A 15,036-nucleotide genomic window follows, 5' to 3' on the forward strand; every position below is an offset into this window, starting at 1 on the left:
GTGTGACAGCGGGTTATAAAAAGAGAGCAATTACGGAATGTTGAGTTTTATCGGGCGGCGACTATTGCAGGCCATGTTTGTCTTGCTGATCATTAGTTTTGTTAGCTTTATGATCCAAGACAAAATGGGCGACCCTGTGCGTCAGATGGTTGGTCAGTCCGTCACATTGGAGCAGCGCGAAGCCTTGCAACAAGAGCTGGGACTGAACGATCCGATGTTGATCCAGTATGGGCGTTTTCTAGGGCGGGCGATTCAAGGGGATTTGGGGACTTCCTATTATTATAAAGAACCCACAATTGATGTTATTGCTAGCCGCTTACCCGCGACATTAGAACTGTCTTTTGCTGCCTTGGTGCTGGTCATTTTGTTAGCGATTCCTTTAGGCGTATTTGCTGCCATTCATCCCAAAAACCTGTTATCGCGAGCGGTTTTACTGTTTAGCACGTTAGGTCTTTCTGTGCCGATTTTCATCGTTGCGGTTTTTTTGATGTACTTTTTTGCCATAGAGTGGGGGATACTGCCAAGTTTTGGACGTGGTGAAACCACGTCGGTGTTTGGTCTGTGGCAATCAGGTCTGTTCAATCGTGATGGTTTGCGGCATCTGCTATTACCCAGTTTGTCTTTAGCGTTTGTACTGACGCCTATTTTTATTCGTTTGATTCGCGCTGAAATGACGGATGTTCTGCAAAGTGATTACATCCGCTATGCGTGGGCTAAGGGTATTTCCGCGCCGCGGATCTATTTTATTCATGCGCTGAAAAATACCATGTTGCCCGTGATCACAGTCGGTGGCATTCAATTAGGGACCTTAGTGGCGTACACCATTTTGACAGAAAGTATTTTCCAATGGCCGGGGATGGGACTTTTGTTTATGGATGCAGTAACACGAGTCGATGTGCCGCTTATTTCAACGTACCTGATTTTTGTAGGTGTAATCTTTGTGGTAACCAATACCTTGGTTGATGTTGTATACAGTCTTGTGAATCCTCGTGTTCGTATTCCGGGTTACAGCTAATGAATGTCTTACATCGGCCTCCTGTTCAAGGCAACAGTGAACGAGTTACTCGGATGCGTCACGTCTTAGTTGCCATGCGTGGAGACAAGTTGGCTCTGTTTGCCTTACTGATTTTTGCATTCTATTGCTTAGTGGCGTTATTGGCACCGTTGCTTGCCCCCTATGATGTGAACAGCACTGAGTTTATGAATTTGGAGAATGCGGAGTTAGCACCTGCTTGGCAAACGGGGGATACGCGCTTTTTATTGGGGACTGACACGCAAGGTAGAGACTTGTTGTCGGTCATTTTACATGGCACGCGTTTATCGCTCACCATTGGTGTATGTGCGGTGTTGATTCAAGTCTTCCTGGGTGTGGGAATAGGTTTGTTATCAGGCTATATGGGCGGGCGCTTAGACGCTTTTCTCATGCGTGTAGCGGATATTCAGTTGTCCTTCTCTACTATGATGGTGGCGATTGTTGTATTGGCCGTTTTTCAAACGTTGTTTGGTCATGCCGCGTACCAGCAATTGGCGATGCTAATGCTAATTATCGTGTTAGGGGTGGCGGAATGGCCGATCTTTGCTCGGACTGTGCGTGCCTGTGTGTTTGCGGAAAAAGAAAAAGAGTACATCGATGCTGCGCGTATTTTAGGCGTAAGTAAAGCACGCATTATGCTGCGTCATCTTCTACCGAATACCGTGTCTCCGATTTTAGTTATTTTAACCATTCAGATTGCCAATGCCATTGTGGCAGAAGCCGCGTTGTCTTTTCTTGGTTTGGGTATGCCACCTAACCAGCCGTCTTTGGGCGCGCTGATTTCATCTGGTTTCAATTACTTATTCTCGGGTGCTTGGTGGATTTCAGTGTTTCCGAGTGTGACGCTTATACTAATGATTTTTGTGATGAATTTATTAGGCGACTGGTTGCGAGATCATCTTAACCCACAAGTCACGAGGGGCTAGAGATGAGCTTGTTATCTGTCAATGGATTGTCTGTGAAATTCAAACAGCGTCGTGAAGACTTAGTTGCGTTGCATGATGTCAGCTTGAGTTTAGAGCGCGGTGAACGATTGGCCATTGTCGGAGAGTCAGGGGCGGGAAAATCCCTTTTAGGCTACGCAATCGTCAACTTACTCATGAAGCCTGGTTTCATTGCTGAGGGCAGTATTAAGTTAGATGATCGAGAACTGACAAGACTGAGCTCTAAGCAATGGCAAGAGATTCGTGGCAAGAAAATTGCGATGATTTTTCAGGACCCTATGGTGACCCTGAACCCTGTGTTAAGCGTGGGTGATCAAATGGTGGAAGCGATTCGTAGCCACACGCGGATAAACTACAGCGATGCGAAAAAACTGGCCATTGAAAAACTCGCTCATGTTCGTATAGCGGCTCCTGCGCAGCGTTTTGATCAGTATCCCCATGAATTATCAGGAGGAATGCGGCAACGTGTGATCATTGCGATTGCGTTGTTACTTGCCCCTGAAATCATTATTGCGGACGAACCGACTACGGCTTTAGACGTGACCATTCAAGCGGAAATCCTGCAGTTGTTAAAACAGATTTGTGCGGACAATGGTGTTGCGTTGATCTTAATTACCCATGATTTTGGTGTGGTGTCACGCATTGCTGAGCGCACGTTAGTGATGTATGCAGGCCGTATTGTGGAGCAAGGGCCTACGTTGGAAATTATTAATGATCCGCAGCATCCTTATACGCAGGGGTTGCTCAATGCCTTACCGCAAATGGCTTTGCCTGGTCAGCGTTTAAACCAGATACAAGGCAATATGCCGCCGCTGAATGATCAGCCTAGTGGCTGTGCTTTTCATCCTCGCTGCCCGTACGCTGAGGATAAATGTCGACAACAGCCGCCTAACTTTATTTTTAGCGGTGTGTCTACGGTTGCATGCTATGCGATTGAAGACATGCTGCAAGCGTTTGAACCCCTCAGTGAGGAGGACGCTGATGACTAAGCCTTTGATGTCGATACGAGGCGTAGAAAAGGCGTTTCGGAGTCGCAATGGGTGGCGCTGGGCGAGTTGGTTAAGTGGTCGAACGCAAACGGTTAAATCGGATCAAGTTTTTGCCATCAATGGGGTTGATTTGACCATTGAACGGGGAGAAACCTTGTGTGTTGTCGGTGAAACAGGTTGCGGAAAGTCGACCTTAGCGCGTTTGCTAATGGGCTTAGAGCGTCCTGATCATGGACAGATTGCGTATTTAGGTGAACGTATTGATGATCTCAGTGATCGGCAGCGCATGCCGTATCGGCAAAAAATTCAAATGGTGTTTCAAAACCCGTATGCCTCGTTAAATCCTAGGATGACGGTGTATCAAATTCTTCGCGAAGCGATTGTGTTGCACCACACCGGTTGGAATCGCCAGCAAGTAGATGCTTTCATTGAAGAGCTTTTGATATCGGTAGGGCTAAGCAGTGACGCAGAAGATCGCTATCCTCATGAATTTTCTGGAGGACAGCGGCAGCGTATTTCGATCGCGCGTGCATTGTCTGTAGAGCCGGATCTGATCGTTGCAGATGAGCCTTTAGCTGCGCTGGATGTGTCCGTTCAAGCGCAAGTGTTAAATCTTATGATGGATAAACAGCAAGCGCTGGGCTTGACGTATGTGTTTATTACTCATGATTTAGCCGTAGTCGAGCATTTCGCGACGCGTGTCGCGGTCATGTATTTAGGGCGCGTGTGTGAAGTTGCCTCGCGCCAACAGCTGTTTAATTCTCCCAAGCATCCTTACACTCAAGCGCTGTTGTCTTCGATTCCGCGCTTAGATAATTTAGCTTTAGAGCCGATTCACCTTTCTGGTGAAGTGCCGACACCGTTGGAAAAGCCGACTGGTTGTAGTTTCTGTGGCCGCTGCCCTTTGGTAAACCAACGCTGCTATGAACAAATTCCTCTAATGCAAGTACAAACGGATGGCAGCCAAGTGGCGTGTCATGCGGTAGAGGAGGGGCGTGCATGGAAATAAGATGGCTTGAAGACTTTATCGCCTTGGCAAGAACGCGCCACTTTTCCCGTGCCGCAGATGAACAGAATGTTACCCAGCCTACCTTTAGCCGTCGCATTAAGTTGCTTGAAGAGGAAATGAAGGTCACATTGGTGGATCGTAACACCTTGCCTTTATCGTTAACGCCAGCAGGCGAAATATTCTTACAAAGTGCTGAACTGATTACTCGACAGCTTAGGGATACGAAAACCCGCTGTCTTGAAATCAAAGAGCAAGAAAAATCACAAATACGGTTTGTTACTACACAGTCGTTATTTCTGGGTTATTACCGAGAATTTGTAGAGCCGTTAGGTGAATCCTTAGGGATCAGTATTGATGTGAATATGAAGTCGAGTGCATGGGCTGGTGCTGACTTTATTAACTCGATGACGGCGAATGAGAGCGATGTGATGCTGTGTTTTTGGCATCCCGCGATTGGTTTTTTAAAGGAATTGGATGAAGAACGCTTTGAATGCATCACCATTGACCGAGAGATTTTAGTCCCATGTGTGGCGACAGATAAGCAAAAGCGACCCATTTTTGAATTGCCAGGAGCGCGAAAACAGCCAATTCCTTACATTGCTTATGATGATATGACGTTTTTAGCGCCCGCCGTTCAGCATCATCTTCAGCGACAGCATGACGTGCCGCAGTTGCAGATATTGGCGAGTAACATTCATGCTGCCAGTATTAAGGCGATGGTGAAAGAGGGCTTTGGCATTGGTTGGCTACCAAAACGTTTGGTAGCGGACTCTCTTAACTACGGTTCGTTGGCGTTGGCAGGGGCGGTGAATTGGAATGTGCCATTAGAGATTCGGTTGTATCGCGCGCGTGCAAACCACAACCCTAATTTGACGCAATTTTGGCAATCGTTAATCAACCAATCGCTGTAGTACAAGTTAGAGCTTACTCAGCGAATAATCGACAAACCCCTTCGCCGGCACGGCGTCCTGTTGCAAAGCATGCTGTCAGTAAATAGCCGCCTGTTGGCGCTTCCCAATCGAGCATTTCTCCGGCGCAAAATACGCCGGGTAAGCGTTTGATCATGAAATATTGATTGACGCTAGTTTGGCTGACGCCACCGGCAGTCGAAATGACTTCATCGATGGGTTTAGTTTTATAAAATGAGACCGGAATAGCTTGTAAGCAACGTGCTAATTTTACTGGGGTATCGAAGTCTTCTTTTTTGTAGGTTTCATATAGCAGAGCCGATTTAATGCTGTCGAGCTTAATCGTCCGCTTCAAATATTTTGCTAGCGACTCTTTGGGCTTGGTATTGCTGAGTTTTTGTTCAAGTTGTTCATGGGTCAAATCTGGCAATAAGTTGATATTCAGATGACCTTCGCCGCGTAGATTGATGGCGTCACGTAGATACTTTGAAAACGCATAGATTAAGCTACCTTCCATACCATCGCGTGTGACGATGCACTCACCCTTTTGAGTCATAGTTTGGCCGTTTGGCAATGCCATCGTAAAACTAACACCTTTGAGCGGAGCACCTGCTAAGTTTGTTTGTAAGTGCTCACTCCAGCGGCTATAGAAACCACAATTAGTACTTTCTAATGGCGTAATATCTACACCTTGACGAGACAAAACGCTCGCCCATTTGCCGTCAGATCCTAACTTTGGCCAGCTGGCGCCCCCCATGGCCAATAGTATCGCATCTGCACTTTTGGTCTTATCAAGGCCTTCATAGTTGAACGTAGCATTGAGACCATCCAATTCGATCAATTTATGGCGCATATGAAATTCTACTCCTGCATCTTTTAGGCGTTTTAGCCAATTGCGAAGGAGTGGGGCCGCTTTCATTTTTTCAGGAAAGACGCGCCCAGATGTACCGACAAATGTCTCAATACCAAGGTCATGAATCCATTGTCGTAGTGTGTCGGTATTAAAGGCTTTGATAGAGGGTTCTAGCCACTGTGATTTCTCATAGTAGCGCGTAATAAAATCTTCAAAAGGCTCAGAATGGGTAATGTTCATGCCACCAATGCCAGCAAGTAAAAACTTACGGCAGGCACTGGGCATGGCATCGTAAATATGAACTTGGTGGCCTGCGGCTTGGATAACTTCCGCTGCCATTAAACCTGCTGGGCCTGCGCCAATGATGATGACTTGCTTCACTGAGTGATCTCTATCTTAAAAATCAAAGGCGGCATAATAGCGAATTTCGCCGAAACTGCCACCCTCTGGGTCGCTTAAGATAAGTTAAGTGACGGCTATAGATTGGTGTTTTGGGTAACGGCTTCAGCAATTTATCCAAATAGTGCTTTTAAATACATTGTAATGTGCAGATAGTTTGCATATTTTTATGAAAAAGACTGAGCTATAGGTGACATTCGCTCTATGGAAATCAGCAGACTGAAACAGGGATAACAGCGTTAAACAAGGGGGGAATATGTTCTTTACTAAAGAGCGAAAAAAGACAGCGGAGAAAATGGCCATAGAGCAACGCACGGAATTAGAGCGTTGTCGTAATGAGTTGAAAGCGATTCGAGAGAATACTGCTTTTATAAATTTTGACTCAGCTGGCAATATAATCAACGCGAATGACATTTTTCTTGAGACTGTGGGTTATTCTCTAGAGGAAATTGTCGGAAAGCATCATAAAATATTTTGTTCATCTAAGTATGTGAATTCTGAGGAGTATCGACATTTCTGGTCCGATTTAGCATCAGGTAAAACCATTTCAGGTAAGTTCCCTCGCCTTCATAAAAACGGTAAAACCTTATACCTTGAAGCAAACTATTTCCCTGTTAAAAATGAAACTGGTCAGGTCATAGAAGTTATTAAAATCTGTAATAATGTGACCGAAACTCAAAATGAATTAGATGACAAGGAAGCTATTCTTGAAGCGTTAGATCGTTCTCAAGCGGTCATAAAATTTGAACCGGATGGCACCATTATTGAAGCGAATCAAAACTTTTTAGAAGTAATGGGCTATTCAATGTTTGAGATTCAGGGGCAGCATCATCGTATATTCTGCGATGATGAGTTTTATCGACATAATCCAAACTTTTGGAAGTCACTGTCGAGCGGTGAGTCCAAAATTGGCCGCTTTAAAAGATTTAATAAAAATGGTGACGTAGTATGGGTGGAAGCTACGTATAACCCGATTCTTGATGAAGACGGTAACGTTGTCCAAGTCATTAAATTTGCTTCAGACATCACTCAGCGGGTGTCCATTGCATTAAACGCGGTAGATATGGCTGCTGCGACCTCAGAGCAAACCAGTCAAATTACAACCAATGCGGTTCAAGTATTAAGTGAGGCTGTGCAAACCTCTCAAAACATTGCTGCACAAGTGACTGATGCGACTAATGTAGGCAACCAGTTAATGACTCAGTTTAAAAACATCGCTGATATTGTTGTGACGATTCGATCTATTGCAGATCAGACTAACTTATTAGCATTAAATGCTGCGATTGAAGCTGCTCGAGCGGGGGAGGCTGGACGAGGGTTTTCCGTGGTAGCAGATGAAGTGCGCCAGCTTGCCAGTAATACTTCTGATGCCACTTCTGAGATTTCTAAAGTTGTTGAGCTCAATCATCAATTGATTCAACGTATTGATAGCGCATTAACCTCTGTATCAGGGATCGCTATGCATGGTGAAGAAAGCATCGCTCATGTCTCAAAAGGGCTTGAAGAAGTCAAAGATGGTGTAGAGCAATTTGTACAGATGGTCGAAGCAATGCGTCCTTAACGAAAAACTGAGAATGGTGTCCTCACCAGGACTCGAACCTGGAATAGCCGCTTAGGAGGCGGCAGGTATATCCCGTTTACCTATGAGGACATGCTGCGCAGTATATCAATTTGATGTGAATATACCAATACTGAATATTGCTATCTAGCTTATTGTTTTATATAGATTTTAATAATAAGAGGAACGGGCGCTTACTAAGCTCGGCCAATTGTATGCTTGCTGCTGATAGGGCGCGTGTTGCCGTTTGAGGTATAGACTTTGTTTTTGCGGTTATGGCCTTGCAGCATCTCAAACAAGGTTTTATTGCGTTTCTGTAATGTCGCTAAGATCCGAGCATTGGTATTATTTTCGCGTTTGCATTGGTCGAGTAGCGTATTACATTCTTCTACCAAGGCTTTTATATCGCTCATGTTAGGTTGTTCATCTAGCCATACTAGGAACTGTGCATCGGAAGGGTTTTTGTGATCAAGAATGCCAAACTTGATTAACATGCTGTGACGTTTTGCATTCGCAGTATCGATGTTGTCGAGCAAAGTTTTCTTTTCGGAAGCAAGTTGAAGAATATCATCTGGCGTAGCGGTCGCTAGCGCGGAACGTTCACGCAACAAAACCTCGGACAATTGTTCGAGGTTCTCTTTGATCTGGGTAAGCAGTGGGGCAAGCGGGATCATAATAAAAATTTAGCGCGTTATGAGCTAAATAATGCATCCATAGACAGCATGTTGCTGGCTAGTTTTTCTGTATCGATCTTGTATTCGCCGGCCGCAATGGCTTGCTTGATTTGCTCAACCTTATCCATGTCTACATTTGCCTCTGAATCAGAGCCTTTGACTTGTAGAGATTGCGCTACATTACTTAGCTGAACCGTATCATCAGATAAACCTTCTTTACTGTTTACGTTAGAAGTCTGAGATGAGTTGGTTGCTTCTTCTTTTTGAAGACGCTCATTTTTGTTGGTCGATAGGGCAGGTTGTGTACCTACGCCAGAAATATTAATTGCCATGTTGCTTGCCTCCAGATTTAGTCCGCTAACTCAGTTATCGGTCATGCGCGTTCAAACTTTAGATATTTGTTTGAACTATTTTCCAACCGAAGATAGCAAGTCGCTATTACTCAGTAGTTTACTAAAACCTCAGCATCACTGACAACTTTTCCGTATATAATTCGACCAGAACTGGTGTTTTTTACACGTATTTGCTGACCTTTTACGCCATCTTCTAACGCCACGCCATTCATTTTTACAACAATACTGTTGCTTTGTGCCGTTATTAACACGTTACTGCCTTTTTTTACCAAATTTGGGCGCTCTGTCACATGATCTGTTATGAAGCTATTAATACGGATGTTACGCGAGGCAATCAATCCGTAAGGTGGATTAGAGCTGGTATATAAGTGGCCCCGAAGTGATGATAAGTCAACTTCACCGATGCCTGTGTTTTGTTCATTAATGCGGTCCCCGCGGCCAATAGGAGACGTGGCTTTGATGCCTTCTATAAGAATATTTTGCTCGACAGGCACATAGGACTTCCACGTTGGAGCGTCACAACTGATGGAATAGGTCGTACGGTTTACTGCATCAGGTCGTTGGTTCTCTATATGTATATCGTGACTGCACTCAGGTAGGTAATTTAATGCGACTTTATTCTGAACCTGAATATGAATTCGAGCATCGGGATAGGTGTTTTGTAACCTTTTGTGTTCAACCTGTGCGATGAATTGTTCTATTTGAGTTTCTATTTGTGACGCACTACTCCCAGTAGATAGAAAAAAGAGTAATATGGTCAAAAGCTTGACGCGACCCATCGTTAATCTCCAAGGATGTCGACAAGGGTTAGTAAAAATTACAAAATCACTCTATCATTTGATGAAGGGTTTTCATAACAATAGGGTTTCTCCCTTCATATTTGAGCGTATATTTTAGGAGGCTTTATGGCCGGAGTTCTCGAGAGCGTAAATCAGCGTACCCAACTCGTCGGAGAAAACCGTCTAGAACTTTTGCTTTTCCGACTGAACGGTAAGCAGATTTACGGTATTAACGTTTTTAAAGTGAAGGAAGTGCTACAGTGTCCAAAGCTAACAACGATGCCGCACAGCAGTCCTGTTGTTAGAGGCGTTGCGCATATTCGTGGCGGCACCATTCCGATCCTTGATTTAGGTTTAGCAACAGGTGCCAGCCCAATTGAGAATATCGAAAACTGTTTTGTGATCATTACTGAGTACAATCGTCGAATTCAAGGTTTCTTGGTGCGTGGTGTTGAGCGTATCGTGAACATGAACTGGAGTGATATTCAGCCGCCGCCGAAAGGGCTGTCTAACGACAACTATCTGACGGCTGTTTGTCAAGTCGATAAAGAGATGGTTGAGATCATTGATGTCGAACAGATTCTTTCTGAGGTCGCGCCAACGCGCCAAGATATTTCAACCGGCATCGTCACCGACGATGTTCAACTGAATGCCAAAGAACATCATATCTTAATCGTTGATGACTCTTCTGTAGCGCGTAAGCAAATTAAGCGCTGTATGGAGCAAGTCGGTTTTGCAACGACGGTTCTTTGTGATGGTAAAGAAGCGTTGGATTACCTGAAAAACTTAGTGGGCGATGGTGTTGATGTAACAGATCACTTCTCAATGGTTATTTCGGATATCGAAATGCCAGAAATGGACGGTTACACGCTGACGACTGCGATTCGAAATGATAGTCGTCTACAGGACTTGTTTATTCTATTGCATACCTCATTAAGTGGTGTGTTTAACGAAGCAATGGTTAAAAAGGTAGGAGCAGATGGCTTCTTGGCTAAATTCCAACCTGATGAACTTGCGCGTATCGCCATTGAAACCGTTGCAGCAAAAGAAGAAGCTTAAACAAAAGCAGCGGTAAAATTTGGTGACTTGCTGTTAAGGAGCATGAATGCTGAGTAGTTCGAATACTATCTCGCCTCAAGGGTACGATCGCTTTCGTACATACCTAGAGAAAGAGAGTGGCATATCGTTAAGCGATAACAAGCAATATTTAGTTGCCAGTCGCTTGGGTAAGCTATTGGAGCGCGAAAAATTCTCTAAAATTGAAGAGTTGGTCGATGCGTTATCGCGAGGTGGTCGTACGTCTAAACTTCGGGAAGAAGTGATCAATGCGATGACCACTAACGAGACGTTATGGTTTCGAGATGCGCATCCTTTCAAGATCTTAAAAGACGTTATTCTGCCTCAATTTGATAAGCGCCCAGTAAAAATTTGGTCTGCGGCTTCTTCTACGGGCCAAGAGCCGTATTCTATCAGCATGATATTAGAAGAGCTTAAACAATCCAAACCAGGTTTGCTTAAGGCTGGGGAACGTATTGTGGCGACGGATATTTGTACCAATATCCTCAAGCACGCTAAGCAGGCTGAGTACGATAGTTTAGCGATTGCTCGTGGTTTGAGCCCTGAAAACCAAAAGCGCTACTTTGATAAATTGAGTGATACGACGTGGAAGGTAAAGCCAAACATTGCTTCACGAGTAGATTTTCGTCACCTTAACTTGATTGACTCCTTTTCGTCGTTAGGTAAGTTTGATGTGATTTTTTGTCGTAACGTACTTATTTACTTCACTGCTGATACAAAGCTGGATATTTTAAAGCGTATGCATTCGGCACTGAATCCTGGAGGGTACCTTTTCCTAGGAGGTTCTGAAGCATTAAGTGGTTTGTCCTCTATGTTTGAAATTGTTCAGTGTCATCCTGGTATTGTTTACCGCGCGAAATAGTCTTCGTTTACATCTGTTTTCAGAAAACGGCAACTTATATTAAGTTGCCGTTTTTTTGTTTGCCGCCTATTGCCACCTTTGATCTTTTTGTTTCTTATCTTGTTGAAAATAAAGGTTATTTTTTATTGGCATCTTATTTGCTTTGTATTTAGGTACAAAGAATGTTGAGTTGTCTTTTACGGAGTTTATATGTCGATTTCTTTCAAAGATGCGTTTGCTGGGCACGATCAAATGTTGTTGTTTCGTACCGCACGTGCGTCTGTGCTAGCAAACAACATTGCAAACTCAGACACGCCAAATTACAAAGCGCGTGATATGTCGTTTGAATCGATGTTGTCTACTGAAAGAAACCGCATTTCATTGTCAGGCAGTGACGATCAGCACATTGCTGGTCAGAGTTCTCTAGCCGGCAGTGACGAACTCTTGTATCGCAATCCAAGTCAGCCCTCACTAGATGGCAACACAGTGGATATGCAGCGCGAGCAAGCAGAGTTCACTCAGAATTCGTTGCAATTTGACACAAGCTTTATGTTTTTAGATAGAAAAATCAGCGGCATGAAGAAAGCGCTGACTGGAGGACAATAATAATGTCATTGAATAATATTTTTGCCATTTCCGGTTCGGCGATGAGTGCCCAAACGATTCGTCTGAATACTGTTGCGTCGAATATTGCCAATGCTGATAGTGTGGCAAGCTCTGCTGATCAAACCTATCGTGCGCGCAAACCTGTGTTCGAGCAAATGATGACACAAGAAATGCGAAATCGTGGCTGGAATGCTTCGGATGATGTGATGGAAGGTGCTTCAGGTATGGGGGTGAACGTATCTGGAATCGTGGAATCGGATGCCCCTCTTCAGCCTCGTTATGAGCCTAATAGCCCAATGGCGAACGAAGAAGGTTATGTGTTCTACCCAAATGTTAATCCAGTAGAAGAAATGGCCGATATGATGTCTGCATCGCGCTCGTTTCAAACCAACGTTGAAATTATGAACTCTGCAAAAAGCATGATGCAGAGAATGTTGACCTTAGGTCAGTCCTAAGGGGGTGAATGATGTCTGATATCAATACAAATTCAGCTTTGTCGGGTCTTATTTCTAAATACGGCACCGATGAAGCAAAAGCAAAAAACGGTATTACCAGTACGACCAGCACCGAAAGCTCTGAAGGCATTGGTAATCAAGATGTCTTTTTGCAGCTGTACATTGAGCAGCTAAAAAACCAAGATCCGACCCAGCCTCAAGAAACTGGGGATATGGTCTCGCAGATGGCCGAGTTTAGCTCGTTAGAACGTTTAACCAGTATGGCCTCAGAAATGTCCAATATGACTGAAGCGTTGATGTCGAACCAAGCGTTAACGGCTTCTACACTGGTTGGGAAATCTGTGTTTGCACCTCAAAGTTCGGCTACTATTACAGAGGGTAGTGCGGTTCAGATTCGCACTTCTTTTCCGGATGATGCGTTGACAAATAAACTGGAAGTGACTGACTCAGCAGGGCAAACCGTAAAGACCATTGATTTGCTCAAGGAAGAGTTTGCTTGGGATGGTACGAACGACGCTGGAGAAGCAGTGCCAAGTGGTGAATACAACTTTAAAGTGACTTCGCGCAATGCAGATGGTGAAGTAACAGAGTTAGATACAGAATTACCTGCTCGCATTAACAGCGTTACGATTAATGGCGAACAAGGTACTACACTTAATGTTCAAGGTGTCGGCAGTCTTAAACTGAGCTCCGAACTTGAGATTATCGGTTAGCTGAGGAGTTAATTATGGGTTTTAATACAGCACTTTCAGGTATCAAAGCGTCCGCTGACTTTCTCAGCACTACGGGTAACAATATTGCCAACTCGGATACAACGGGCTTTAAAAAATCACGTGTAGAGTTTGGTGATTTATACAATACCAATGTGATTGGTGCTGGTAGCAGCAATACAATTGGTAGTGGTGTGGCCGTAAATAATATTGCGCAAGAGTTTTCATCGGGCAATATCTCATACACAGATAACAATTTGGATCTTGCTGTCGATGGAACGGGCTTCTTTGTTTTGGATGTGGGAGGTACACAGGCTTATACGCGTGCAGGTGACTTCAAGCTAAATGAAGAAGGCTACTTGGTGACGAATGATGGTGCCAATGTGCAGGGCTATAACGCTGTGAATGGCATTATTGGCGGTAGCCTTGAGGACTTAGTTGTACCGACTGAGCGTATTGCACCTGAGGCGAGTACGGAAGTGACGGTTGAGAGCAATTTAGACTCACGCCTAGATGATGTCCCTCCTTATATTCCTTCAACGTTTGATCCGGGTGATCCAGATACGTATACGTTTACTCAGACTGCAAACTCTGCTTCTGCTCCACCTGAGGCAGTTACGCTTTATTATGCCAAAGCTGAGGCCCCAAATACTTATCAGGTTTATGCAACAGTTAATGGTGAGCAATTGGACGCAGGTGGAGCTCCTTTTTTAACAGATACGTTTGTTACGTTTGATGATGCAGATGGGTCTTTCACGGCGTCAGCTGCTGGGGGCGGGACCGCAGTTCCCTTTGCTCCTATCTATGTTGGAACGGCAGCTCCAACAAATGCTGGCCAGTTAGGTGATCCTACTGCTCTTGCTGGCATAAGTGTTACTGACAGTGCTGGTGATACAGTAACTTTTGATTTTGATGGTGCGGCCCCAGATATAGTGACGCCTGATAATTTTGCTCGGCCAACCTTTGATCCAGCTGACCCAGAGTCTTATACCTATGGTAACACCAATACTATTTATGATTCGCTTGGCGAAGAGCACACAATAGGCTACTACTTCATTAAGCAAGGTGAAGATAATACTTGGGAAATGAAGGTAACAGTAGATGGAGAGGTGAACCATCCTACGGAGGTTGATGTGAATGGTGATCCAGTGCCATTTCTTCCTGAAGATACTGTTGTTCAGTTTGACCCTCAAGGTAATATTACCGGAACCTACACAGGTTATCCTCCTTATGCCGTGGCGAGCCCTTCACAATTGAGTATAACCGGTTGGGATCCTTCGGATTTATTTGCGCCGTTAGAGATTGATTTAGGTGACTCCACGCAATATGCACTTTCTAGTTCAGATACCTTTTCACAAGATGGTTATGCAGCAGGTGAACTACAAGGCGTTAGCTTTGATGAAGATGGGATGCTGATTGCAAGTTATACCAATCAGCAAACGGCTGTATTAGGTCAAATTGCGTTAGCGAATTTTGATAACGTAGATGGGCTGACGCCAGCGGGGGATACCTCATGGGTGGCAAGTTCTGACTCTGGAGCGGCAAATGTTGGCAAGCCTGGGACTGGTACCTTCGGCAGTATCCAAGGTGGCGCGTTAGAAGAGTCTAACGTAGATATCACTGAGGAGCTGGTTGCCTTGATTGAAGCGCAGCGTAACTATCAGGCGAACTCTAAGACGTTAGAGACCGAAAATACCGTGACACAGACGATTATCAACTTACGTTAATCAATTTTAGTGACGCGAAAGCCCAGCCTATGCTGGGCTTTTTTGTGTCTGTCACTTTTGTTTGTGAACTTGGCACGTAATTTGTTACACATTCCCTATAAGCGAATTTAAACGCAGTTTG

The 15,036-nt window shown here is 44.5% G+C and carries 16 protein-coding genes, 1 tRNA gene and 1 pseudogene; 13 read left to right on the forward strand and 5 right to left on the reverse strand.

Translation table 11 applies throughout. From position 1 onward, the window contains the following. Nucleotides 1–37 precede the first annotated feature (37 nt). Genes AYW76_RS06025 through AYW76_RS06045 form a run of 5 tightly spaced genes read left to right on the forward strand, consistent with a single transcriptional unit; the run spans nt 38 to nt 4,886 of the window. A complete protein-coding gene (locus AYW76_RS06025) occupies nt 38–1,015 on the forward strand; it encodes an ABC transporter permease (protein ID WP_067217128.1) in 978 nt (325 codons plus the stop codon). 53 nt (nt 1,016–1,068) lie between these two features. Continuing rightward, nucleotides 1,069–1,959 (forward strand): ABC transporter permease, encoded by an 891-nt coding sequence (locus AYW76_RS06030; protein WP_231872560.1) that lies wholly within the window; start codon nt 1,069–1,071, stop codon nt 1,957–1,959. Between the two features lie 2 nt (nt 1,960–1,961). Further along, entirely contained in the window at nt 1,962–2,966 is a 1,005-nt protein-coding gene (locus AYW76_RS06035; RefSeq protein ID WP_067217133.1) for an ABC transporter ATP-binding protein, read from the forward strand. Continuing rightward, entirely contained in the window at nt 2,959–3,975 is a 1,017-nt protein-coding gene (locus AYW76_RS06040) for an ABC transporter ATP-binding protein (protein ID WP_067217136.1), read from the forward strand. Before AYW76_RS06035 ends, AYW76_RS06040 begins: the two co-directional genes overlap by 8 nt. Continuing rightward, on the forward strand, nt 3,966–4,886 hold the full coding sequence (locus AYW76_RS06045) for a LysR family transcriptional regulator (RefSeq protein WP_067217139.1): 921 nt from the start codon (nt 3,966–3,968) through the stop codon (nt 4,884–4,886). Before AYW76_RS06040 ends, AYW76_RS06045 begins: the two co-directional genes overlap by 10 nt. A 13-nt stretch (nt 4,887–4,899) precedes the next feature. Here the strand turns inward: AYW76_RS06045 and AYW76_RS06050 are convergent, their stop codons facing one another. Continuing rightward, nucleotides 4,900–6,117 carry a TIGR03862 family flavoprotein gene (locus AYW76_RS06050; protein WP_156489035.1) on the reverse strand — a complete coding sequence of 406 codons (1,218 nt, stop codon included), beginning with the start codon at nt 6,115–6,117 and terminating at the stop codon, nt 4,900–4,902. Between the two features lie 313 nt (nt 6,118–6,430). Here AYW76_RS06050 and AYW76_RS19640 point away from each other — a divergent pair. Further along, a pseudogene (locus AYW76_RS19640) lies at nt 6,431–7,165 on the forward strand (PAS domain-containing protein); the annotation flags it as partial. Between the two features lie 33 nt (nt 7,166–7,198). Then, a complete protein-coding gene (locus AYW76_RS19645) occupies nt 7,199–7,696 on the forward strand; it encodes a methyl-accepting chemotaxis protein (RefSeq protein WP_231872565.1) in 498 nt (165 codons plus the stop codon). A gap of 14 nt (nt 7,697–7,710) precedes the next feature. Here AYW76_RS19645 and AYW76_RS06060 read toward each other — a convergent pair. From AYW76_RS06060 to flgA, 4 genes are all read right to left on the reverse strand, one after another. Continuing rightward, nucleotides 7,711–7,786 (reverse strand) — tRNA-Arg (locus AYW76_RS06060). A gap of 104 nt (nt 7,787–7,890) precedes the next feature. Then, nucleotides 7,891–8,367 (reverse strand): flagella synthesis protein FlgN, encoded by a 477-nt coding sequence (locus AYW76_RS06065; RefSeq protein WP_067217145.1) that lies wholly within the window; start codon nt 8,365–8,367, stop codon nt 7,891–7,893. 17 nt (nt 8,368–8,384) lie between these two features. Then, nucleotides 8,385–8,699 carry a flagellar biosynthesis anti-sigma factor FlgM gene (flgM, locus tag AYW76_RS06070; protein ID WP_067031170.1) on the reverse strand — a complete coding sequence of 105 codons (315 nt, stop codon included), beginning with the start codon at nt 8,697–8,699 and terminating at the stop codon, nt 8,385–8,387. A gap of 110 nt (nt 8,700–8,809) precedes the next feature. Beyond that, entirely contained in the window at nt 8,810–9,499 is a 690-nt protein-coding gene (flgA, locus tag AYW76_RS06075) for a flagellar basal body P-ring formation chaperone FlgA (RefSeq protein ID WP_067217147.1), read from the reverse strand. 126 nt (nt 9,500–9,625) lie between these two features. On the opposite strand from flgA, the gene AYW76_RS06080 reads away from it, so the two are divergent. The 6 genes from AYW76_RS06080 to AYW76_RS06105 all read left to right on the forward strand — a co-directional run bounded on the left by AYW76_RS06080 (nt 9,626) and on the right by AYW76_RS06105 (nt 14,915). Further along, nucleotides 9,626–10,558 (forward strand): chemotaxis protein CheV, encoded by a 933-nt coding sequence (locus tag AYW76_RS06080; protein WP_067031164.1) that lies wholly within the window; start codon nt 9,626–9,628, stop codon nt 10,556–10,558. A gap of 46 nt (nt 10,559–10,604) precedes the next feature. Beyond that, entirely contained in the window at nt 10,605–11,438 is an 834-nt protein-coding gene (locus tag AYW76_RS06085; RefSeq protein ID WP_067217150.1) for a CheR family methyltransferase, read from the forward strand. A 189-nt stretch (nt 11,439–11,627) separates the two neighbouring features. Then, nucleotides 11,628–12,023, forward strand: coding sequence for a flagellar basal body rod protein FlgB (flgB, locus tag AYW76_RS06090; protein WP_067031158.1), 396 nt, complete (start codon nt 11,628–11,630; stop codon nt 12,021–12,023). 2 nt (nt 12,024–12,025) lie between these two features. Continuing rightward, nucleotides 12,026–12,478 (forward strand): flagellar basal body rod protein FlgC, encoded by a 453-nt coding sequence (gene flgC, locus AYW76_RS06095; protein ID WP_067031155.1) that lies wholly within the window; start codon nt 12,026–12,028, stop codon nt 12,476–12,478. A gap of 11 nt (nt 12,479–12,489) precedes the next feature. Next, nucleotides 12,490–13,191, forward strand: coding sequence for a flagellar hook assembly protein FlgD (locus AYW76_RS06100; RefSeq protein WP_067217154.1), 702 nt, complete (start codon nt 12,490–12,492; stop codon nt 13,189–13,191). A gap of 14 nt (nt 13,192–13,205) precedes the next feature. Next, nucleotides 13,206–14,915: a flagellar hook protein FlgE gene (locus AYW76_RS06105; RefSeq protein ID WP_067217157.1), complete on the forward strand. Its 1,710-nt coding sequence runs from the start codon at nt 13,206–13,208 to the stop codon at nt 14,913–14,915. Nucleotides 14,916–15,036 lie beyond the last annotated feature (121 nt).

The organism is Marinomonas gallaica, from assembly GCF_001639745.1.
GTDB lineage: Bacteria > Pseudomonadota > Gammaproteobacteria > Pseudomonadales > Marinomonadaceae > Marinomonas > Marinomonas gallaica.